Consider the following 22004-nt stretch of genomic DNA (forward strand, 5'->3'; position numbering starts at 1 on the left):
GCCCACGCTCCTCGCGCCCCAGCCCTCCCTGCGCCTTGCGCCCCCGCCGGCCTCGCGCTCCCGCCGGCCTCGCGCTCCCGCCCTCAGCGCGCCCCGATGCCCCGGATCTCGCAGCGCGGACCGCTGGCCCGCATCAGCCGCAGGTCGGCGGTGACCAGGGGCGCGCCGAGCCGTTCGGCCACCGCGACGTACGCGGCGTTGTCGGGGGTGAGGTTGTCCTTGAGTTCCCAGACCCGGCCGAGCAGCGGGGCGAGTTCGATCTTGTCGAAGACGACCGTCGGGAGTTCGGCGGCCAGTTCCGCGGCGCGCTCTGCGGTGATCTCCTTGGCGAGGAAGAGGCCCCGCACCGACTGCATCACCTCGATCAGCAGGTGTTCGGGTGCCGCCCACTCGGGGTCGGCGGCCAGTTCGGCGCGGGCCTCGACGCCCCGCTCGCCCTCGTCGGCCAGCGCCAGTACCAGCGCGGACGCGTCCACCACGATCATCTGAGCAGCCCCCGGCCCGTCCCTGTGCACCGCCGCTCTGGCGGTCCCGGGCCCACGGTAGTCGGAGCTCCCGGGGCGCCTCTCCGAAGGTCCGGTCCGCGGCCGGCAGAGGGCAGAGGCACCGGCGCGGGCGACACGGCGGGCCAGCGCTTGCGCGGAGCCATCCGCGGGTGAAGTTTGGACGCAGCCATGCACTATGGTTTATCTCGACATCGAGATAACTTCACGCTACGATTTATCTTGACGTCAAGATACTTGCCGAGAGGCGCACGCCTTCCATCATCGGCTCGGTAAGCGAAGGCGGCTTAGCTAAGGCTTACCTTACCACCGGGTGGACCCAGAAGGAGTCAGTCGTGTCCGCGAACAGCTTCGACGCCCGCAGCTCGCTGCAGGTGGGCGACGAGTCGTACGAGATCTTCAAGCTCTCCGCCGTCGAGGGTTCCGAGCGGCTGCCGTACAGCCTCAAGGTCCTGCTGGAGAACCTCCTCCGCACCGAGGACGGCGCGAACATCACCGCCGACCACATCCGCGCCCTGGGCGGCTGGGACCCGACGGCCGAGCCGTCGGAGGAGATCCAGTTCACCCCGGCCCGCGTGATCATGCAGGACTTCACCGGCGTGCCGTGCGTGGTCGACCTCGCCACCATGCGCGAGGCCGTGAAGGAGCTGGGCGGCGACCCGTCCAAGATCAACCCGCTGGCCCCGGCCGAGCTGGTCATCGACCACTCCGTCATCGCGGACAAGTTCGGCACCCCGGACGCCTTCGTCCAGAACGTCGAGATCGAGTACGGCCGCAACAAGGAGCGCTACCAGTTCCTGCGCTGGGGCCAGACCGCGTTCGACGAGTTCAAGGTCGTCCCGCCCGGCACCGGCATCGTGCACCAGGTCAACATCGAGCACCTGGCCCGCACCGTCATGGTCCGCGGCGGCCAGGCGTACCCCGACACCTGCGTCGGCACCGACTCGCACACCACCATGGTCAACGGCCTGGGCGTGCTGGGCTGGGGCGTCGGCGGCATCGAGGCCGAGGCCGCGATGCTCGGCCAGCCGGTCTCCATGCTGATCCCGCGCGTGGTCGGCTTCAAGCTCAACGGCCAGCTGCCGGCCGGCACCACCGCCACCGACCTGGTGCTGACCATCACCGAGATGCTGCGCAAGCACGGCGTGGTCGGCAAGTTCGTCGAGTTCTACGGCGAGGGCGTCACCGCCATCCCGCTGGCGAACCGCGCCACCATCGGCAACATGTCGCCGGAGTTCGGCTCGACCTGTGCGATCTTCCCGATCGACGCCGAGACCATCAACTACCTGAAGCTCACCGGCCGCGACGCGCAGCAGCTCGCCCTGGTCGAGGCGTACGCCAAGGAGCAGGGCCTCTGGCACGACCCGTCGGTCGAGCCGGTCTTCTCCGAGTACCTCGAGCTGGACGTCTCCACCGTCGTCCCGTCGATCTCCGGCCCGAAGCGCCCGCAGGACCGCGTGATCCTGGCCGAGGCCGCGACCAAGTTCGCCGAGGCCCTGCCGACCTACTCGGAGCAGGCCTCGAAGCCGACCACCGTCACCGCCCCCGACGGCTCGGCCTACGAGATCGACAACGGCGCGGTCGTGATCGCCTCGATCACCTCCTGCACCAACACCTCCAACCCCTCCGTCATGCTGGGCGCCGCCCTGCTGGCGAAGAAGGCCGTGGAGAAGGGCCTGCACGTCAAGCCCTGGGTCAAGACCACCCTGGCGCCCGGCTCCAAGGTCGTCATGGACTACTACGAGAAGGCCGGCCTGCTCCCGTACATGGAGAAGCTGGGCTTCAACCTGGTCGGCTACGGCTGCGTCACCTGCATCGGCAACTCGGGCCCGCTGCCCGAGGAGGTCTCGAAGGCCGTCAACGACGCCGACCTGGCCGTCGTCTCGGTGCTCTCCGGCAACCGCAACTTCGAGGGCCGGATCAACCCCGACGTCAAGATGAACTACCTGGCCTCCCCGCCGCTGGTGGTCGCCTACGCCCTCGCCGGCAACATGAACGTCGACATCACCCGCGACGCCCTGGGCCAGGACGCCGACGGCAACGACGTCTTCCTCGCCGACATCTGGCCGTCGGAGCAGGAAGTCGCCGCCGTCGTCGCCGGCTCCATCGACCAGGCCATGTTCGACAAGGGCTACCAGGACGTCTTCGCCGGCGACCACCGCTGGCAGTCGCTCCCGGTCCCGACCGGCAACACCTTCGAGTGGGACGCCGAGTCCACCTACGTCCGCAAGCCCCCGTACTTCGAGGGCATGGCCAAGACCCCGAGCCCGGTGACCGACATCGCCGGCGCCCGCGTCCTGGCCAAGCTGGGCGACTCGGTCACCACCGACCACATCTCCCCGGCCGGCAACATCAAGCCGGGCACCCCGGCGGCGCAGTACCTCACCGAGCACGGTGTGGAGAAGCGTGACTTCAACTCCTACGGCTCGCGCCGTGGCAACCACGAGGTCATGATCCGCGGCACCTTCGCCAACATCCGCCTGCGCAACCAGATCGCGCCGGGCACCGAGGGCGGCTACACCCGCGACTTCACCCAGGCCGACGGCCCGGTGTCGTTCATCTACGACGCGTCGCAGAACTACCAGGCCGCCGGCATCCCGCTGGTCGTCCTGGCAGGCAAGGAGTACGGCTCCGGCTCGTCCCGCGACTGGGCCGCCAAGGGCACCGCGCTGCTGGGCGTCAAGGCCGTCATCGCCGAGTCGTACGAGCGCATCCACCGCTCGAACCTGATCGGCATGGGCGTCCTGCCGCTGCAGTTCCCGGCCGGCCAGACCGCCGACTCGCTGGGCCTGACCGGCGAGGAGACCTTCTCCTTCGAGGGCGTGACCGAGCTGAACGAGGGCCGCACCCCGAAGACCGTCAAGGTCACCGCGGGCGACGTCACCTTCGACGCGGTCGTCCGCATCGACACCCCCGGTGAGGCGGACTACTACCGCAACGGCGGCATCCTGCAGTACGTGCTGCGCAGCCTGATCGGCTGACCCACCACGTAGGACCGAAGGCCGGACCGCTTCCGAGCGGTCCGGCCTTCGGCGTGCTACGACGGTGGTATGGCGACCAAGACGGACGCGTGGCCGTTGATCCACGCCGAGCGGCGGGCCCTGCTGGCGGACGTCCAGGACCTCGCCCCGCAGGAGTGGGCCACGCCCTCGCTCTGCCCGGGCCGGACCGTCCGGGACACCCTCGCGCACATGACCGCGACCGCCCGGATGACCCCGCCCGGCTTCTTCCTGAAGATGGCCAGGGCGGGCTTCCGCTTCGAGGTGATGGCCTCCCGGGAGATCGCCGAACTGAACCGGGGCACTTCGCTGGACACTCTGAACCGCTTCGCCGAGCAGCTGGACTCCACCGACCACCCGCCGGGCCCGGTCGACTCCTGGCTGGGCGAGACCGTGGTGCACGGCGAGGACATCCGCCGCCCGCTCGGCATCGTGCACGCCTACCCGGTGGAGGCACTGACCCGCTGCGCCGACTTCTACCGGAGCTCCAACCTGCTGATCGGCGGCAAGCGCCGGGTGGCCGGGCTGACCCTGCGGGCCGTGGACGCCGACTGGTCGGCCGGGAGCGGGCCGGAGGTGAGCGGGCCGATGCTCGACCTGCTGCTGGCCGTCACGGGCCGCCCCGCGGGCCTGGGAGGCCTGTCGGGAGCCGGGCTGCCCACCCTGACCGCCCGCATGTAGCCGCCCGAACCCGCCCCGAACCCGACTGCACCGGTCCGCACCGATCCGGTCGTTCCCCTTGTGTCGCCCCGCCCGGGTGGACTAAACCTCTGATCAGCACATGGTCCAGACCAATTGACGCTGAATCGGAGAGATTCACGGAATGACCAGACGCATCTCGGCCGCGCTCGCGGCCGCCACCCTGGGCGCACTGCTCGTCGCGCCGACCACCGCCGAGGCGCACCAGGGCCCCAAGGGGCAGCGGGTCGGGTACTTCACCCAGTGGGGCATCTACAGCGGCTTCTCCGCCCGGAACGTCCAGGAGAGCGGCCAGGCGGGCAAGCTCACCGTGATCAACTACGCCTTCGGCAACGTCTCCGCCGACGGCACCTGCTTCGAGGCCAACGGCGCCGGCGTGGGCGACGCCTGGGCCGACTATCAGCGCCCGGTGGGCGCCGCGGAGTCGGTGGACGGCGTGGCCGACACCGCCGAGCAGCCGCTCAAGGGCAGCTTCAACCAGCTGCGCAAGCTGAAGGCGAAGAACCCGCAGCTCAAGGCGGTGATGTCGCTGGGCGGTTGGAGCTGGTCGAAGTACTTCTCGGACGCGGCCGCCACCGACGCCTCGCGCCGGAAGTTCGTCTCCTCCTGCATCGACCTCTACCTGCGCGGCAACCTGCCCCAGCTCGGCTCCCTGGAGGGCGGCGCGGGTTCCGGCGCCGGGGTGTTCGACGGCATCGACATCGACTGGGAGTACCCGGGTGGTGGCGGTGACGCCGGCAACGTGGTGCGCCCGGAGGATGGCCGGAACTACACGCTGCTGATGCAGGAGTTCCGCCGCCAGCTGGACGCGCTGAGCGGGAAGAAGGGGCCGCACTACCTGCTCACCGCGGCCGTCCCGGCGGGTGAGGCCAAGGCCGATCAGCTGGAGATCCCCAAGGTCGCCAAGGCGGTGGACTGGCTCAACCTGATGACCTACGACCTGCACGGCCCCTGGGAGTCGCTCGGCCCGACCGACCACCAGGCCAACCTCTACTCGGACCCGGCCGACGTGGCCGCCGACAACCGCGGCTACAGCGCGGACCGGGTGGTCCGGCACTACCTCGACCGCGGCCTGCCGGCCAGGAAGGCCGTGCCCGGCGTGCCGTTCTACGGCTACGGGTGGACCGGCGTGGCGGCCGGCGACAAGCACGGCCTCTACCAGGCGGCCACCGGCCTGGCCCGGGGCGGGAACCTGCCGTACAACCAGATCAAGGACCTGCCCGGCACCGTGTACTACGACCGTGAGCACGGTGCCAGCTGGAAGTACGACGGCACCGAGTTCTGGTCGTACGACACCCCCGAGCTGCTGGCCCGGAAGGCCGAGTACACCCGTTGCCAGGGGCTCGGCGGCGTGATGATCTGGGCACTGGACAACGACGACAGCGGCGGCTCGCTGGTCTCGGCGTTGGACCGCGGCCTCCGGTAGCCCCCGGTCGCCGAGCAGCCCGCAGCCCCCCGTGCGCGGCTTCGCGTATCACGATTTGAGTGTCGTGGTGCGCGAAGCTGCGCATTTCTATGTTCAAACGAACATTATCGCGCTACATTCTCCGTCGTTGGTGGCGCGGACACGCAATGTGCAGGGTCCCTGCACATTGCACATGCTGCACCGCCGACAACGCTTTGGCTGTCACGACTGGCATCGGGCGGGCTGACTATTGCCGCCAGGTGAACAGTGGACTATACCTTTGCGCATCATCAAAACCGCCTCTGACCGGCAGCTTCGCCGCTGGGCACGTATGGCCAACAGGACTTGACGCTCCGTCAGGTCTGGTCCGCAATCTCTGGACACCGAGGGGTTAGGGCACTCATGGGCTCTGCAACCGAGTACAACCGTCGTGACATCTTCAAGCGAGCAGCGGGTGTCGCCGTGCTCGCCGCCGGCGGCGGTTCGCTGCTGGCCGCCTGCGCCGGGGGTACCGGTGGCAGCTCCGACAAGGGCTCCAAGGGGGCCGGCGGCTACAACCTGACCGACGCCAAGAACCCGTTCGGCGTCAAGGACGCCGACGGCCTCGAGGTCTTCATCTTCGACGGCGGTTACGGCAACGAGTACGCCAAGGCCTTCGAGGCCATGTACTCGAAGCAGTTCCCGGGCGCCAAGGTCAACCACCAGGCGGACAAGGACGTCACCGGCAAGCTGCAGCCGCGCTTCAACGCCGGCTCCCCGCCGGACGTCATCGACGACTCGGGCGCCAAGCAGATGAAGCTCGACGTCCTCGCCGACTCCAACCAGCTCACCGACCTGGCCCCGCTGCTGGACGCGCCGTACCTGGACGACCCGACCAAGAAGGTCCGCGACGTCCTGATGCCCGGCACCATCGAGTCGGGCACCGTCAAGGGCAAGGTCTACAACCTGTCCTACGTCTACACCGTGTTCGGCTTCTGGTACTCCGGCAAGCTGTTCAAGGACAACGGCTGGACCGCGCCGAAGACCTGGGCCGAGTTCATCGACCTCTGCGGCCAGATCAAGGCCAAGGGCATCGCCCCGGTCGCGCACCAGGGCAAGTACCCGTACTACATCAACGTCGTCATGATGGACATGATCGCCAAGCAGGGCGGCCTGGACCTCATGAAGCGGATCGACGCGCTGGACGCCACCGCGTGGGACGACCCGGCCATCAAGACCGTCCTCGACGCCTTCTTCCAGATCGTCGACAAGGACTTCCTGCTCCCCGGCACCAACGGCATGACCCACACCGAGTCGCAGACGGCGTGGAACCAGTACAAGGCCGCGTTCATCCCCTCCGGCTCCTGGCTGGAGAACGAGCAGCTGGCAACAACCCCGGCCGACTTCGACATGAAGTTCCTGCCGATGCCGTCGCTGCCCGGCGACAAGCTGCCCTTCGAGGCCATCCGCGCCGGTGCCGGTGAGCCCTTCATCGTCCCGGCCAAGGCCAAGAACGTGGCCGGCGGCCTGGAGTTCCTGCGCAAGATGCTGACCAAGGAGGCCTCGGGCAAGTTCGCCCAGACCGCCAACAGCCTCACCTGCCTCAAGGACGGTGTCGGCCCCGAGGTCCAGCTGAAGCCGGGCACCGCCTCGACCGTCGTCGCGCTGAAGGCGGCCGGAGCCAACACCTTCAACTTCCAGTACCCGAACACCGCCTCCAAGTTCGACGAGGACCTGCAGAACGCCTCGGGCGAGCTGATGGCCAAGCGCATCACTCCGGCGGAGTGGATCAAGCGCGCCAAGGAGTCGGCCACCAAGAACAAGACCGCCTGACCGGTCGGAATCACCACAGCGCCCCGGGGGACCCGAACCTCCCCCGGGGCGCCCGCCTGACGGACAGGAGAAGGTGACCATGCGTCACGGCAAGTACCCCTTCATCGTGGGGTTCCTCTTTCTTCCGATCGTGCTGTACGTGGGCCTGGTGCTCTGGCCCTACGCGCAGACCTTCGGATACTCGCTGACCGACTGGTCCGGGGCGAGCCAGGACATGAACTTCATCGGCCTGGACAACTACACGAGACTCCTCGATGACGAGGTCTTCGGCACCGCGCTCTGGCACAACCTGCTGCTGCTGGTCCTGCTGCCGATCGTGACCATCCTGATCGCGCTGTTCTTCGCGTTCATGCTCAACGTCGGTGGCAAGGGCGGCACCGGCGGCATCCAGGGCGTGAAGGGCGCCGGCTTCTACAAGGTCGTCTTCTTCTTCCCGCAGGTGCTCTCCATCGCGATCCTCGCGGTGCTCTGGGGCGCCGTCTACCGCACCGACCAGAGCGGCCTGGCCAACGGCATCCTGATCAAGCTCGGCCTCTCCAGCGTCAACGACCCGGTCCAGTTCCTCTCGGACCCGGACATGGTCATGTGGTGCGTGCTGGCCGTCCTGGTCTGGTCCGGCGTCGGCTTCTACCTGGTGCTCTTCTCCGCCTCCATGCAGTCCATCCCGAAGGACATCTACGAGGCGGCGCTGCTGGACGGCGCCAAGCGCGGGCAGACCTTCTTCAAGATCACCCTGCCGCTGCTCTGGGAGACCGTCCAGACCGCCTGGGTCTACCTGGCCATCGTCGCCATGGACGCCTTCGCGCTGGTCTCCTCGATCACCCCGGGCGCGTACTTCGGCGGCGGCCCCGACCACCACAGCGAACTGATCTCCACGTACCTGATGCGCAGCTTCCTGCGCAACGGCGAGGCCGGTTACGCCTGCTCCATGGGCGTGGTGATCTTCTTCTTCACGCTGATCCTGACCGTCGTCTCGCTCTGGGCCACCAAGCGCGACAAGATCGAGTACTGAGCGGGGACTTGTGATGACCACGATCGACAAGGCCGCGAGTGTTCCCGGTCAGCGCAGCTCCGGCCGCCGGCCGGCCCAGGACCGCTCCCAGCGCTTCGGCGAGGGCGGCGGCGTCCTGAACGTCTTCTCGCACGGCTTCCTGGCGGTGTGGGCGATCATGATCGTCCTGCCGCTCGCCTGGGTGGTGCTCGGCGCCTTCAAGACCGACGCCCAGATCAACGGCTCCGCCTGGAGCTGGCCCTCCGCCTTCAAGTTCGACGCCTTCGGGCGCGCCTGGGAGAAGGGCATCGGCGGGTTCTTCGTCAACACCGTCATCGTGCTGCTCGGCTCCGTCACCCTGACCATGCTGCTCGGCTCGATGGCCGCCTACGTGCTCGCCCGGTACGAGTTCAAGGGCAACAAGGTCATTTACTACCTGTTCGTCGCCGGCTCGATGTTCCCGGTGTACCTGGCGCTCGTGCCGCTGTTCTTCATGGTCCGCAACCTCGGTGAGATCTCGCCGTACCTCGGCCTGAACAGCTATGCCGGCCTGATCCTGGTGTACGTCGCGTACTCGCTGCCGTTCACCGTCTTCTTCATGTACTCGTTCTTCCGGACGCTGCCCACCGCCGTGCACGAGGCCGCGATGCTGGACGGCTGCTCGCACACCCGGGCGTTCTTCCAGATCATGGTGCCGATGGCCAAGCCCGGCCTGATCAGCGTCGGAATCTTCAACGTGCTCGGCCAGTGGAACCAGTACATCCTGCCGGTCACCCTGATGCAGCCCACCTCCGCCGGTGAGGCCGACCACTCGATGCTCGCCCAGGGCCTGGTCAACCTCGCCCTGCAGTCCGGCTACAAGAGCGACGCGCCGGCCCTGTTCGCCGGCATGACGATCGCGATGCTGCCGGTGCTGGTGGTGTACCTGTCCTTCCAGCGACAGGTGCAGGCGGGACTGACCTCGGCGACGCTCAAGTAAGTGCGTTAGAGGGGCTCGGGGAACTGCGAGGCCCGCCCCGGGGATGGCGACACCAGCAAAGTGCGCCAACCCCGGGGCGGGCCTCGCCCCGCGGCGGAGCCGCTCATGAGTAGAGCCCCGAGCCCCTGTTGGGCTTATCCGTCTGCCTTCTGTGCGCGCAGCGCGCGGGCCAGGTCGTCGCGGCACTCCAGGACCAGGCGGCGCAGCGCCGGTGCGGCACTCTCGTGGGCGGCGAGCCACGCGTCGGTGGCGTCCAGGGTCGCCTGCGTGGTCTGGTAGCGCGGGAAGAACCCGCCGACGATCCGCATCGCGATCTCGATCGTGCGCTGCGCCCAGATGTCCTCGAGCAGCTCGAAGTACGGCTCGACGTACCCGGCGGTGAGGTCGCGTCGGCCGGCCTGGTTGAAGCCGGAGATCTGCGCCTCGACCAGGGCGTTGGGCAGCTCGTCCGAGTCGACCACGGCGGACCAGGCGGCGGCCTTGGCACCGGGCGTCGGCAGGGCGGCCAGGCACTCGGTCTCGTGGCGCTTGCCGCTGGCGGTGTTGTCGAGTTCCAGCTCGGCGGCCAGTTCCTCGCCGCGCGCCTCGCCGGCGGAGGCCAGTGCCAGCCACAGTGCCCAGCGCAGCTCCTGGTCGATCTCCAGGCCGTCGATCCGGGCGGTGCCCTCCAACAGGCCACGGACCAGCTGGAGCTGGTCGGCGCTGTGGGCGGTCTCGGTGAGGAAGCGCGCCCACGCCAGCTGGTGGTCGCTGCCGGGGGCGGCGGCGCGCAGCTCGCGCAGCGCGCCCTCGGCGAGCAGCCGCGCGCCCTCGGCGCGCCACTCGGGCGCGGTGTACAGGTCGCGCGCGCCCTTGGCCTGCAGGTGCAGGGACTGCAGCACGCCGATGTCCGACTCCTCGCCGGCGAAGCGCAGCACCAGGTCGATGTAGTCGCGGGCCGGGATCAGGCCGTCGCGGGTCAGGTTCCAGACGGCGGACCAGACCAGGGCACGGGAGAGGGGGTCGGTGAGGTCGCCGAGGCCGTCGCGCAGGGTGGTGAGCGAGACGGCGTCGAAGCGGATCTTGCAGTAGGTCAGGTCGTCGTCGTTGACCAGCACCAGGGCGGGCCGCGGCCGGCCGGCGGCGGCGGTGACGACGGTGCGCTCGCCGGTCACGTCCAGCTCGATCCGGTCGGTGCGGACCAGCGCGCCGTCCGTGTCCCGGTCGTAGAGGCCGATGGCGATCCGGTGCGGACGCAGCACGCGGCCGTCCTGGACGACGGCCAGTTCGGTGATCCGGCCCTCGGCGTCGGTGGTGACCTCGGGGGTCAGCGCGTTGACACCGGAGGTCTGCAGCCAGGCCGCCGCCCAGGAGGTGAGGTCGCGGCCGCTGGTCTCCTCCAGCACGTCGAGCAGGTCGGCGAGCACGGTGTTCCCGAAGGCGTGCTTCTTGAAGTAGCGGCGCGCGCCCTCGAAGAAGGCGTCCCGGCCGACGTACGCCACCAGTTGCTTGAGCACCGAGGCGCCCTTGGCATAGGTGATGCCGTCGAAGTTGAGCTTGGCGTCCTCGAGGTCGCGGATGTCCGCGGTGATCGGGTGGGTGGTGGGGAACTGGTCCTGCCGGTACGCCCACGCCTTGCGACGGTTGGCGAAGGTGATCCACGCCGCCTGGTACTTGGTCGCCTCGATCTGCGAGAACGAGCCCATGAAGTCCGCGAAGGACTCCTTCAGCCACAGGTCGTCCCACCACTTCATGGTGACCAGGTCGCCGAACCACATGTGCGCCATCTCGTGCAGGATGACGTTGGCCCGGCCCTCGTACGCCGCCTCGGTGACCTTCGACCGGAAGACGAACTCCTCGCGGAAGGTGACGCAGCCGGGGTTCTCCATCGCGCCGATGTTGTACTCGGGCACGAAGCACTGGTCGTACTTGCCGAACGGGTACGGGAAGTCGAACTCCTCGTGGAAGAAGTCCAGGCCCTGCTTGGTGACGGTGAGGATCTCGTCCGCGTCGAAGTACTGCGCCAGCGAGCGGCGGCAGGTGGCGGCCAGCGGGATCTCCAGCACGCTGCCGTCGGTGAGTTCGCGGCGGTAGTGGTCGCGCACCACGTGGTACGGGCCGGCCACCACGGCGGTCAGGTAGGTGGAGATGGGCTGCGTCTCGCCGAACTGCCAGACCCGGGCGTCGCCGCGGTCCTCGACCGCGGTGTGCTCCGCGTTGTTGTAGACGTCCCACGCGGCGGGCGCGGTCACCGTGAAGACGTACCGCGCCTTCAGGTCCGGCTGCTCGAAGTTGGCGAACACCCGGCGGGCGTCGGCCGGCTCGTAGTGGGTGTAGAGGTACGTCTCGCCGTCGACCGGGTCGACGAAGCGGTGCAGCCCCTCGCCGGTGCGGCTGTAGGCGCAGTCGGCGACCACGGTCAGCTCGTTCTCTGCGGCGAGCTCGTCCAGTTGCACCCGGGCGCCGTCGAAGACCTTCGCCGGGTCCAGCTCGCGGCCGTTCAGCGTGACCGAGCGGACCGCCGGGGCGAGCAGGTCGACGAAGGTCGAGGCGCCCGGGGCCGTGCTGCGGAAGGTGATGGCGGTGGTGGAACGGAAGGTGCTCGCGGCCGGGTCGGTCGCCGAGGTCAGGTCGAGCTGGACGCGGTAGCCGTCCACCTCGATGATCTCGGCCCGCTCGCGGGCTTCGTCGCGGCTCAGGTTCTTGCCCGGCACGGCGGTACTCCTTTGTACGGGTCCCCAGGTCTCGAAAAACTCTCATGGAGCTGTTTCGGGGGCATCCTTTCACGCCGTACCCGCTGTGCCATTGCACCGGTGGCGGAATCACGGGCGACCCCCGGCGGTTGCATCCCGGAGGGGACGACCCGTCCCTCGTGACCGAACCACCCGACAGACCCGAAGGACGCGTCCGTGACGACTGCCGACTCCCGCAAGATCGCCGACTTCTGGTTCGATCCCATCTGCCCGTGGGCGTGGATGACCTCCCGCTGGATGCTGGAGGTCGAGCAGCTCCGCCCGGTGGACACCCGGTTCCACGTGATGAGCCTCTCGGTGCTGAACGAGAACCGCGAGGACCTGCCGGAGAAGTACCAGGAGCTGATGGCCGCCGGCTGGGGCCCGGTCCGCGTGCTGATCGCCGCCGCCCAGGCGCACGGCGACAAGGTGCTCGGCCCGCTCTACACCGAGCTCGGCACCCGCTTCCACAACCAGGGCCTGCCCAAGACCCGGGAGACCGTCGTCGCCGCACTGGAGGCGGCCGGGCTGCCGGTCGAACTGGCCGACGCGATGGACACCGACGCGTACGACGACGCGCTGCGGGCCTCGCACCGCGAGGGCATCAGCCTGGTCGGTGAGGACGTCGGCACCCCGGTGATCGCCGTCGACGGCCCGGACGGCGACCGCGTCGCCTTCTTCGGACCCGTCGTCACCCCCACCCCGCGCGGTGACGCCGCCGCCCGGCTGTGGGACGGCACCGTGCTGGTCGCGTCCACGCCGGGCTTCTACGAGATCAAGCGGACCCGCACCAAGGGCCCGTCCTTCGAGTAACCGTTCTTCTTCAGGGGCTCGGGGAACTGCGAGGCCCGCCCCGGGGACGGCCGCACCAGCAAAGTGCGCCAACCCCGGGGCGGGCCTCGCAGTTCCCCGAGCCCCTACAAATCACCGCTTGCGAAGCCGACCGACGACCGCCAGCAGCGCCGCCAGCCCCGCCGTGAAGTACAGCTGGATCCGGTTGTCCGCGTCGAGCGTCATCAGGGCGAGCACCGCCAGGATCCCGGCCAGCGCGATCCAGGTCAGGTACGGGAATGCCCACATCCGCACGGTGAGCTGCTCGGGCGCCTCCCGCTCCAGCCGCCGCCGCATCCGCAGCTGCGCCACGGCGATGAATGCCCACACCACCAGCACCGCCGCGCCGACCATGTTGAGCAGCCAGCTGAACACGGTGGTCGGCCACCAGTAGCTGAGCAGCACCGCGGCGAAGCCGAAGGCGGAGGAGGCGAGCACGGCCCGTCGCGGCACCCCGCCGCTCACCTTGCCGAGCGCCTTCGGGCCCTGGCCGCGCCGGACCAGCGAGTAGGCCATCCGCGAGGAGCCGTAGATGTTGGCGTTCATGGCGGACAGCAGCGCGATCAGCACCACGACGTTCATGACCTGGCCGGCCCCGGGGATGCCCAGGGTGTCGAGCACGGCGACGTACGGTCCGGGCTTGCGCACCGCGGGGTCGTTCCAGGGGACCAGGGTGACGATGACGGCCATCGAGCCGACGTAGAAGAGGGCGATCCGCCACATCGCGGTGCGGACGGCGCCGGCGACGCCGCGCCGCGGGTCGGGGGACTCGGCGGCGGCGATGGTGACGGTCTCCAGGCCGCCGTACGCGAAGACGGAGGCGAGCAGGCCGGTGACCAGGCCGGTGGAGCCGTGCGGGAAGAAGCCGCCGGCGCCGGTCAGGTTGGCGGCGCCGGGGGAGGAGGTGCCGGGCAGCACGCCGAACAGGGCGAGGCCGCCGAGGACCAGGAAGGCGCTGATCGCGGTGACCTTGATCGCGGCGAACCAGAACTCGAACTCGCCGAAGTTCTTCACTGCGGCCAGGTTGGTGGCGCAGAAGAAGGCCATGAAGACGGCGACCCAGGCCCAGGAGGGCACCCCGGGCAGCCAGGCGGCCATGATCCCGGCGGCGCCGATCGCCTCGGCGGCGACGCCGACGCAGAGCAGGGTCCAGAACATCCAGCCGACGGTCAGGCCGGCCCACGGGCCGATCTCGCGCTCGGCGTGGACGGAGAAGGAGCCGCTGGCGGGCCGGGCGGCGGACATCTCGCCGAGCATCCGCATGACCAGCATCACCAGGACGCCGGAGACGGCGAAGGCCAGCACGATGGACGGTCCGGCGGCGGCGATGCCCGCGCCCGAGCCGACGAAGAGGCCGGCCCCGATGACGCCGCCGAGCGCGATCATCGACAGGTGACGCTGCTTGAGGCCGTGGGTCAGCCCGCCGCGGGTGGCGTCGGCGCCCTCGGAGGCGGCCTGGGAGACGGCCTCGGAGACGGCCTCGGAGGCGGCGTCCGAGGGGGCGCCGACGGACGGCTCGCGCGTCGGGGCCGGGGTCAGTGCGGTCATACGGGACGGTCCAGACTGCTCGGATATCGGAAAGGTCCGTCCACTATTCGACACGGTCGATGGACATGCCAGGAGAGCCCGCCATCCGGACACCGATCTGACGGAGCGTGACGGAGCCGGTACGTGAGGGCTTGGTCACAGTCCGGATCCGACAAGTGCGGCCACTGACGGTTTGTCGGAGAACGACGCCGACCCGGCCGGGGTCTCCCGCATAGGTTCGTCGGTGATCACCACGACGACCGAACCGGAGGAGCCCATGGCCACCGCCACGCCGATACCGTCCACCGCCGTGCTCGCGGACCTGCTGCCGCGCGCCACCACCCGCTTCGGCGCCCAGGCCCGCGAACTCGCCCTGGTGCTCGGCGGCGCCGCGCTGACCGGTGCGGCCGCGCAGCTGTCGCTGCCCGTCCCGGGCTCGCCGGTGCCGGTCACCGGGCAGACCTTCGCCGCGCTGCTGGTGGGCACCGCGCTCGGCACCCGCCGCGGCGTGGCGTCGCTCTCGCTCTACCTGCTGGCGGGCATGGCCGGCCTGCCGTGGTTCGCCGGCGGCACTGCGGGCTGGACCATGCCGACCCTCGGGTACCTGGTCGGCTTCGTGCTGGCGGCTGGCCTGACCGGCGCGCTGGCCCGCCGGGGCGCCGACCGCAGCGCGCTGCGCACGGCCGGGGCGATGGTCCTCGGCAACCTGGCGATCTACGCGGTCGGCGTGCCGTACCTGGCAGCCTCGCTGCACGTCCCGCTCGCCAAGGCGGCCGACCTCGGCCTCTACCCCTACCTGGTGGGCGACGGCCTCAAGCTGCTGCTGGCCACCGCGGCGCTCCCGCTGACCTGGAAGCTGGTCGGCCGACGCTGACCGCGTCGGCCCCGATCCGCTCACCGGCCCCGATCCGCCCGCCGGCACCGCGCCGCTGACCCGCCGTCGGCGGTGATCGGCGGGCGGTGACCGGATGCGGTACCCGCGCATGCCACACTCTTCGCATGCGCGTGTACCTGGGCTCCGACCATGCCGGATACGAACTGAAGAACCACCTCGTCGAGTGGCTGAAGGGAGCCGGCCACGAGCCGGTCGACTGCGGCCCGCACATCTACGACGCCGAGGACGACTACCCGCCGTTCTGCCTCCGGGCCGCCGAGCGGACCGCCGCCGACCCCGAGGCCCTGGGCATCGTGATCGGCGGCTCCGGCAACGGCGAGGCGATCGCCGCCAACAAGGTGAAGGGCGTCCGGGCGGCCCTGGCGTGGAGCGAGCAGACCGCCTCGCTCGGCCGGGAGCACAACAACGCCAACGTCGTCTCGATCGGCGGCCGGATGCACACCCTCGACGAGGCCACCAAGTTCGTCGAGATCTTCCTCAACACCCCGTACAGCGGTCAGGCGCGGCACACCCGCCGGATCGAGATGCTCTCCGAGTACGAGACCACCGGCGAGCTGCCCCCCATCCCGGCCCACCACCCCCAGGGCTGACCCACCCGGACCGATCCGCTGCCGCACGGGCGGCCCCGCTCACCGCGAGCGGGGCCGACGGCCCGTGCGGCAGCGCAGTTCTCAGAACCCGTGCGGCAGCCAGGGCGCCAGGTCCGAGGCGAAGGCCCGCGAGGCCTCCCGCAGCGCGCCCGCGCGCACCTCCTCCACCAGGCCGGCCCGCGCCAGCGCGGCGAGCGTCGTCCCACCGAGATAGGCGGACCCCAACTCCCGGACGTCCAGCCGCAGATCGGCCGGGTCCGCGGTCCGTACACAGCTCGCGCCCTTGCCCGGACCGCCGCTGCTCAGCCGCCACCGCCCGGTGTTCCACGGGCAGAAGGCGTCGGTCACCTCCAGCACCACGTCCAGCGGGTCGCCGTAGCCGCGCTGCTCCAGCGCCGCGGCCACGTCCACCAGCCGGACGAACAGGCCGTCCAGCAGCTTGGGTTCGATCCGGCGCGGGTCGGAGACCAGGTGCAGCACCGGGTCGTCGCTCGGGCGGCTGCGGACGGTCACCTTCGAGGTGAGGTCCAGGTCCAGCAGGTAGGACCACAGCCGGGCGTAGACCGAGGGGTCGAGCGCCTCCACGTCCCGCACCCGCACCACGCCGGACGGGCCCGCGTCGTCCCACTCGCTCTTCACCGCGTACCGCGCGTAGCCGAGCAGCCGGCCGTCGGCCGCGTCCTCGGCCAGCACGCACTGCAGGGCGGAGAAGCCGCCGCGCGAGCCCGGCGCGTCCAGCAGCACCAGTTGCTCCCAGCCCGGTCGGCGCTCCAGCATGCCCGGGCGCAGCGGCACCAGTTGCGCGTACAGCTCCTCGCAGGCGGGCAGCGCCTCGGCCGGGTCGGCCAGTCGCAGCCGGACCGCCGGGCCGGCCGGGGTGTGCACGGTCACCCTGCCGCGCGGCAGGGTGACGGTCATCCGCCGGGTGCCCGCGCCGTAGCCGAACCGGCCGTAGATCGGCGGCTCCGAGGCGGTCAGCACCGCCACCGCCTCCTCGCCGCGGGCCCGGATGTCGTCCAGCTGGCGGCGCATCAGCGCGGTGAGCGCCCCGCGCCGGCGGTGGGTGGGCAGCACCCCGACCATGGCCACCCCGGCCGCCGGCACCACGGCCCCGCCGGGCACCGCCATCCGGAAGGAGAACGCCCCGCCGCCGCCGACCACCTCCTCGCCGGCGCAGATCGCCAGCGAGCGCTCCACCTCGGTGAGCCCGCGCCAGAGCGCCTTCTCCTCCGGCTCCTCCTCGGCCCCGCCGAAGGCGATCTCCAACTGGCGGTACCAGTGCTCCCACTCCTCGGCGGCGAGCGGGCGGACGGACAGACCGGCGTGCTGAGGTGTCATACGCCACAGCTACCACCGCCGCCCGGCGCCCGCGACCGACTTTTGCCCCGGAACCCCCCGTACTCGGCTGAAACCCGCTGAACACCGGGCGGAACTACCCCGCAGACCCGCCCCACCCCGTCGACGCCACCCGCACCGGTGGATAAGGTCGGACCCCATGGCTGGCAGCACGCAGGGCACCCCGCCCCGGACGACTGCGACGGGCCCGGCCGCCAAGGCGGCGGGCGAGCCCGTGACGGCCCGGTTGCGCGCGAAGCTCTACCGGGTCCGCGTCAGGCTGCGCCGAACCGGCGTGGACTACTTCCGCGGCGACGGAGCCGACTGGCTCGCCTTCACCGCCCTGGTCGCGGCCGTCCCGCTGCTGGTGCTGCTCAACGTCCTGTTCCCCAACTGGTGCCCGCCGACCGCGCTGGTGCTGCCGATCCTGGCCGGCGCCCTGCTGCTGCGCCCCGGCACGCTGGTGCTGCTCTACGCGGCGGCGGCTTTCGGCCTGATTTCCGAGTCGCTGATCCACACCGGCGAGCGGGTCGCCAGCGACCGGCCCGAGGCGTACGTCTACGGGGTCACCCCCGGCGCGGCGCTGGTGGTCGGCGCGGTCGGGGTGGCGGGCCTGCTGGTCGCCCAGTTCCGCCGCCGGGTCGGCGTGCCCTGGCGCGGCGGCTCGACCATGCTCTTCGACCTGCGCGAGCGGATCCGGGTGCAGAGCCGGGTGCCCCGGCTGCCCGAGGGCTGGTACGCCGACATGGCGCTGCGCCCGGCCGGCGGCCAGTCCTTCTCCGGCGACTTCGTGGTCGCCGCCCGCACCGGCCCGGGCGGCCGGGTGCTGGAGGCGGTGCTGGCGGACGTCTCCGGCAAGGGCATGGACGCCGGCTCCCGGGCCCTGCTGCTCTCCGGCGCGTTCGGCGGCCTGCTCGGCTCGCTGCCCGCCCACGACTTCCTGCCCGCCGCCAACGGCTACCTGCTCCGCCAGGACTGGGACGAGGGCTTCGCCACCGCCGTCCACCTGGTGCTCGACCTGGACACCGGCGAGTACGAGCTGCTCTCGGCCGGCCACCTGCCGGGCATGCACCGCCTGGCGGGCGCCGGGCGTTGGGAGGTCAAGGAGGCCGAGGGCCCGCTGCTCGGGGTGTACGACGGCGCCAAGTTCGAGGGCGTCCGCGGCCGGCTCGGCCCCGGCGACCTGCTGCTGCTGTGCACCGACGGCATGGTGGAGATCCCCGGGCGCGACCTCGCCGAGGGGATGGACCGGCTGATGGGGGAGTCGGACCGGCTGGTCGCGGCCGGCTTCGGCGGCGCCGCGAGCCGGCTGATCGACACGGTGGCCAAGGACGTCAACGACGACCGGGCCGTGCTGCTGCTCTGGCGTCAGTAGTCGAAGCCCGGGTGTCAAGCCCCGGGAGTGATCTTCGGCCATTCCTGACCGGGGGTCGGACGGGCCGCCGCTCCGCCGCTCTGCCTGCCCTTTTCGCCCGTTCCGCCCGGTCGGCGACCGCCCGCGGACGAGCCGTCAGAAGCGTTCCGCTATCGTCTCGGACGGCGGAAACCGTCTCACATCGCAGGAACTTCCGGTCCGTGTTCCGACAAGTCCTTTACGGAGTCCGCACGAGCGACCACACTGAGTCCGAATGGGCTGGTGGGGACACGGGGGGTAGGGGCCGGTTTCCGCCTGGAGCCGGCGACGGTTCCGACACGAACCCCCCGCCATGAACCGAGGAAGTGAGTCCGGGTGGCCTTCTCCGTCTCCGCGCTGGTCCTGTTCGGCATCATTGTCGTCATCTTCATCCGCAACAAGCAGTTGAAGACCAGCCACGCGATCATCGCCGCGCTCTTCGGCTTCATGGTGAGCCAGTCCACGGCAGCCCCGTCGATCCAGGACTTCCTGAACTCGATGGCGAAGGCCATCTCCTCGATCGCGGGCTGACCCCCGAGCTTCGACGCCCGGCGGGCGGGGGATTCGCCCCCGTTCCGTCCTATCGGCCTGCCCGCCGCGCCCTGGCCTGCCGCCAGCGGTCGAGCAGCGGGCGGCGCCGACCACCGTACGCCTCGGCCAAGCGGTCCGAGGCGGGTTCCGCGGGCTGCTCCGCCGCATCCTCGACGCCCCCGGCGATCAGGGCGTGCTCGGACACCAGCAGCACGAACAGCCGGGCCCAGCACAGCCGCTCCCCGCGCGGCCAGGGCAGTGAGCGCAGCGCCGCCGACGCGCGCTCCGACACCGCGCCGTTCACCCGGACCTCGGCGACGTCCTCACCGGCCCGGCCGCCGAGAAACAGCTTGACCCCGGCCACCCGGGACCGGTCCGGCTCGGGCTCGCCCACCTCCGGCCGCAGCGCGTCGGCCAGCGCCGGCAGCACCTGGTGGTCGGAGAGCCACTCGCCCAGCGGCCCGGAGGCGAAGCCGAAGACCGCGGCCGGCCCCTGCACCGCGTGCCAGCCGGGCAGCCGCTCCGGCCGGTAGTGGTCACCGTGCTCGCCGCGCCGCTCCAGCAGCTCCACCACGGTGGACGCGGTGGTGGTCGCCCACATCCGCACCGCGTTGTCGAGCTGCTCCTCCTCGGTCTTGCCGAGTCCGGCCGCGCAGTCCCACACCACCGGCGCGTCCGCCCGGCCCAGCTGCAGCACGTACCCCAGATCGACGTGGCCGCCGTCGTCCCCGGGGTGCTCGCGGATCGCGACCGCGGTGGTGCCCGGACCGCGCAGGACCGGGCCGTCGACGGTGAACTCCTGTCCGTAGCGCGCCATTTCGCGGATGACGCTGCGCTGGATGACGTCCAGCCGATGCTGCGGACGCAACGTGAGGGCTCCTGTTTTCTCGGGGGATTCCCGGTGAGGCTATCGGCCCCGGGTGACCAGCGTCACCGGCGGGGTGACCAGCGGTGAGTGATCGTATGTATACGGTCGCGATTATGGCGGACCGTGGCCCGCCGGTGGGCACTGCGTCATGATCCCGTACGCGCTCGGTCGGGCCCGGTGAACACCGCGTGACCTGCGGGATCGTCAGATTCGCCGAGGCCTTGATCGCCGCGGTCCGGGCGCTTGCCACGGGGTGCGCCGGTCGGCTTTGCTTCACCGCAGCCCGGACGGTTCGTCCGGGTGGGCCACCGGGTGGAACGCCTAGTCCTGCCGCTGCCCGGTGCCGACCAGATAACCGTTCACGGCAGGAGCGGGGGACCCAAGGTAAGTCGCCGTACCCGGATCACCGGGGACGGCTCGGGGTGAAGCCGCGCCATGCGGCCGGGCAACTCTCGTCCGAACCCGACAGCTCACCTCGTAGGCGTCGGAGAGGAATTTCTTCATGTCCGCTACGGGCAAGCACCGCAAGCCGCGTCTGAAGACCATCGTCCGCCTCGCCATCGCCACCGGTGTCGCCGGTGCCGCGGTCGGCCTCCCGGTCACCGCCGCCAGCGCGCACGGGACCGCCGACCACCACGGCGCCGAGGCCCGCCACGCGGTCGCCGACACCGCCGCCCAGGCGCCGGTCGCCGCCGCCCCGGTCGCCGACACCACCCCCGCCGCCGCTGCTTCGCACGGCTACAAGGTCGTCTCCGGCGACACCCTGTCCAAGATCGCCACCGCGCAGAACGTGGACGGCGGCTGGCAGAAGCTGTACCAGGACAACCGTTCCGTGGTCGGCTCCAACCCGAACCTGATCTACCCGGGCCAGCAGCTGACCATCGGTGGCGCCGCCGCTGCCGCCCCGGTGCAGCACGCCGCCCCGGCCGCCAAGCCGGCCGCGCAGCCGAAGCCCGCGCAGCAGGCCGCCAAGCCCGCGCCGCAGCCGGTCCAGCAGCAGGCCGCCAAGCCGGCCCCGAAGCCGGCCGCGCAGACCCAGGCCGCCGTGGCGTCCAACGCCTCCGGCTACGTGGCCCCGGTCTCGGTCCACCACACCACCGGCTGGCACGTGGCCGGCTCCAACTGGTCCAGCGGCTACCACACCGGCATCGACTTCCCGGTCTCGACCGGCACCAGCCTGAAGGCGATCGCCTCCGGCACCGTGGTCTCCGCCGGCAACGGTGGCGCCTACGGCAACCAGGTGATCATCAAGCTGGCCGACGGCAAGTACGCCCAGTACGCCCACCTGTCGTCCATCTCCGTCTCGGCCGGCCAGACCGTGTCCGCCGGGCAGCAGATCGGCCTCTCCGGCGCGACCGGCAACGTGACCGGCCCGCACCTGCACTTCGAGATCCGCACCACCCCGAACTACGGCTCGGACATCGACCCGATCGCCTACCTGGCGGCCCACGGCGTCAGCGTCTGACGTACCACCCCCCGGTAGAAGGGGCGGCAGCGGGACTTCCCGCCGCCGCCCCTTCCGGCGTTCGCCGGGGCGCAATCCGCGCGCCGGGCTCCGCCAACGCGGACGGCCCCGGCTGCCTGGGGCAGTCGGGGCCGGATCGGAGCGGGTGACGAGAATCGAACTCGCGTGACCAGTTTGGAAGACTGGGGCTCTACCATTGAGCTACACCCGCGTGCACACCGTTGACGGCATGCGACGCCCCCGGGCCGTCGGTGACGGTCGCGAGGACTCGGCAAGCGTACCTGGTCGGGTCGGTGGATTGCACACCGCTTCGGACGGCGATTCCGCCCGCGCGGGCCGCAGATATGACCGGAGGCGGGGGACGGCCGACGTGTACTCTTCCTCTCGGCACCACGGGGTGTGGCGCAGTTTGGTAGCGCGTCCGCTTTGGGAGCGGAAGGCCGTCGGTTCGAATCCGGCCACCCCGACAG

Annotated in this window: 17 protein-coding genes, 2 tRNA genes and 1 riboswitch; of the genes, 13 read left to right on the forward strand and 6 right to left on the reverse strand. The window is 70.8% G+C overall.

What is annotated here, in order from left to right:
* Positions 1–83 precede the first annotated feature (83 nt).
* Complete coding sequence (locus FHR36_RS17425; RefSeq protein ID WP_253798188.1) at positions 84–485, reverse strand: type II toxin-antitoxin system VapC family toxin; 402 nt, start codon at positions 483–485, stop codon at positions 84–86.
* Between the two features lie 353 nt (positions 486–838).
* Here FHR36_RS17425 and acnA point away from each other — a divergent pair, with 353 nt between their 5' ends.
* From acnA to FHR36_RS17455, 6 genes are all read left to right on the forward strand, one after another.
* Positions 839–3484 (forward strand): aconitate hydratase AcnA, encoded by a 2646-nt coding sequence (gene acnA / locus FHR36_RS17430; protein ID WP_253798190.1) that lies wholly within the window; start codon positions 839–841, stop codon positions 3482–3484.
* 69 nt (positions 3485–3553) lie between these two features.
* Positions 3554–4183 carry a maleylpyruvate isomerase family mycothiol-dependent enzyme gene (locus FHR36_RS17435; protein ID WP_253798193.1) on the forward strand — a complete coding sequence of 210 codons (630 nt, stop codon included), beginning with the start codon at positions 3554–3556 and terminating at the stop codon, positions 4181–4183.
* A gap of 142 nt (positions 4184–4325) precedes the next feature.
* The gene (locus tag FHR36_RS17440) at positions 4326–5627 is read left to right on the forward strand and encodes a glycoside hydrolase family 18 protein (RefSeq protein WP_253798195.1); all 1302 of its coding nucleotides are present in this window, start codon (positions 4326–4328) and stop codon (positions 5625–5627) included.
* 381 nt (positions 5628–6008) lie between these two features.
* Entirely contained in the window at positions 6009–7418 is a 1410-nt protein-coding gene (gene ngcE, locus FHR36_RS17445) for an N-acetylglucosamine/diacetylchitobiose ABC transporter substrate-binding protein (RefSeq protein WP_253798197.1), read from the forward strand.
* Between the two features lie 79 nt (positions 7419–7497).
* A complete protein-coding gene (locus tag FHR36_RS17450; RefSeq protein ID WP_253799365.1) occupies positions 7498–8430 on the forward strand; it encodes a carbohydrate ABC transporter permease in 933 nt (310 codons plus the stop codon).
* A 13-nt stretch (positions 8431–8443) separates the two neighbouring features.
* Complete coding sequence (locus FHR36_RS17455; RefSeq protein WP_253798199.1) at positions 8444–9388, forward strand: carbohydrate ABC transporter permease; 945 nt, start codon at positions 8444–8446, stop codon at positions 9386–9388.
* A gap of 134 nt (positions 9389–9522) precedes the next feature.
* Here the strand turns inward: FHR36_RS17455 and pepN are convergent, their stop codons facing one another.
* Entirely contained in the window at positions 9523–12081 is a 2559-nt protein-coding gene (gene pepN / locus FHR36_RS17460) for an aminopeptidase N (RefSeq protein ID WP_253798201.1), read from the reverse strand.
* A gap of 195 nt (positions 12082–12276) precedes the next feature.
* Between pepN and FHR36_RS17465 the strand changes: the two genes are divergently transcribed.
* Positions 12277–12912, forward strand: coding sequence for a mycothiol-dependent nitroreductase Rv2466c family protein (locus FHR36_RS17465; RefSeq protein WP_308199414.1), 636 nt, complete (start codon positions 12277–12279; stop codon positions 12910–12912).
* 111 nt (positions 12913–13023) lie between these two features.
* Here FHR36_RS17465 and FHR36_RS17470 read toward each other — a convergent pair whose 3' ends face one another.
* Complete coding sequence (locus FHR36_RS17470) at positions 13024–14316, reverse strand: amino acid permease (protein WP_253799371.1); 1293 nt, start codon at positions 14314–14316, stop codon at positions 13024–13026.
* A gap of 418 nt (positions 14317–14734) precedes the next feature.
* Here FHR36_RS17470 and FHR36_RS17475 point away from each other — a divergent pair, with 418 nt between their 5' ends.
* Together FHR36_RS17475 and FHR36_RS17480 are read left to right on the forward strand one after the other, a co-directional pair.
* Complete coding sequence (locus tag FHR36_RS17475) at positions 14735–15331, forward strand: biotin transporter BioY (RefSeq protein WP_253799373.1); 597 nt, start codon at positions 14735–14737, stop codon at positions 15329–15331.
* Between the two features lie 125 nt (positions 15332–15456).
* Positions 15457–15942: a ribose-5-phosphate isomerase gene (locus tag FHR36_RS17480; RefSeq protein ID WP_253798203.1), complete on the forward strand. Its 486-nt coding sequence runs from the start codon at positions 15457–15459 to the stop codon at positions 15940–15942.
* An 81-nt stretch (positions 15943–16023) separates the two neighbouring features.
* On the opposite strand, the gene FHR36_RS17485 is transcribed toward FHR36_RS17480, so the two are convergent.
* Positions 16024–17280 carry a GNAT family N-acetyltransferase gene (locus FHR36_RS17485; protein ID WP_253798204.1) on the reverse strand — a complete coding sequence of 419 codons (1257 nt, stop codon included), beginning with the start codon at positions 17278–17280 and terminating at the stop codon, positions 16024–16026.
* A 157-nt stretch (positions 17281–17437) separates the two neighbouring features.
* Here FHR36_RS17485 and FHR36_RS17490 point away from each other — a divergent pair, with 157 nt between their 5' ends.
* Positions 17438–18652: a PP2C family protein-serine/threonine phosphatase gene (locus tag FHR36_RS17490; protein ID WP_253798205.1), complete on the forward strand. Its 1215-nt coding sequence runs from the start codon at positions 17438–17440 to the stop codon at positions 18650–18652.
* Between the two features lie 354 nt (positions 18653–19006).
* Positions 19007–19201 carry a hypothetical protein gene (locus tag FHR36_RS17495; protein WP_253798207.1) on the forward strand — a complete coding sequence of 65 codons (195 nt, stop codon included), beginning with the start codon at positions 19007–19009 and terminating at the stop codon, positions 19199–19201.
* A gap of 49 nt (positions 19202–19250) precedes the next feature.
* Here the strand turns inward: FHR36_RS17495 and FHR36_RS17500 are convergent, their stop codons facing one another.
* A complete protein-coding gene (locus tag FHR36_RS17500) occupies positions 19251–20069 on the reverse strand; it encodes a DUF6348 family protein (protein ID WP_253798209.1) in 819 nt (272 codons plus the stop codon).
* 346 nt (positions 20070–20415) lie between these two features.
* Positions 20416–20568: riboswitch (cyclic di-AMP (ydaO/yuaA leader) on the forward strand.
* Between the two features lie 3 nt (positions 20569–20571).
* Between FHR36_RS17500 and FHR36_RS17505 the strand changes: the two genes are divergently transcribed.
* The gene (locus tag FHR36_RS17505; protein WP_253798211.1) at positions 20572–21534 is read left to right on the forward strand and encodes a M23 family metallopeptidase; all 963 of its coding nucleotides are present in this window, start codon (positions 20572–20574) and stop codon (positions 21532–21534) included.
* 140 nt (positions 21535–21674) lie between these two features.
* Here FHR36_RS17505 and FHR36_RS17510 read toward each other — a convergent pair.
* A tRNA-Gly gene (locus FHR36_RS17510) sits at positions 21675–21745 on the reverse strand.
* Positions 21746–21927: 182 nt separating this feature from the next.
* Here FHR36_RS17510 and FHR36_RS17515 point away from each other — a divergent pair.
* Positions 21928–22001, forward strand: a tRNA-Pro gene (locus tag FHR36_RS17515).
* The last annotated feature ends 3 nt before the right edge of the window (positions 22002–22004 follow it).

Source organism: Kitasatospora cinereorecta, assembly GCF_024172095.1.
In the GTDB taxonomy this organism is placed as follows: Bacteria; Actinomycetota; Actinomycetes; order Streptomycetales; family Streptomycetaceae; genus Kitasatospora; species Kitasatospora cinereorecta.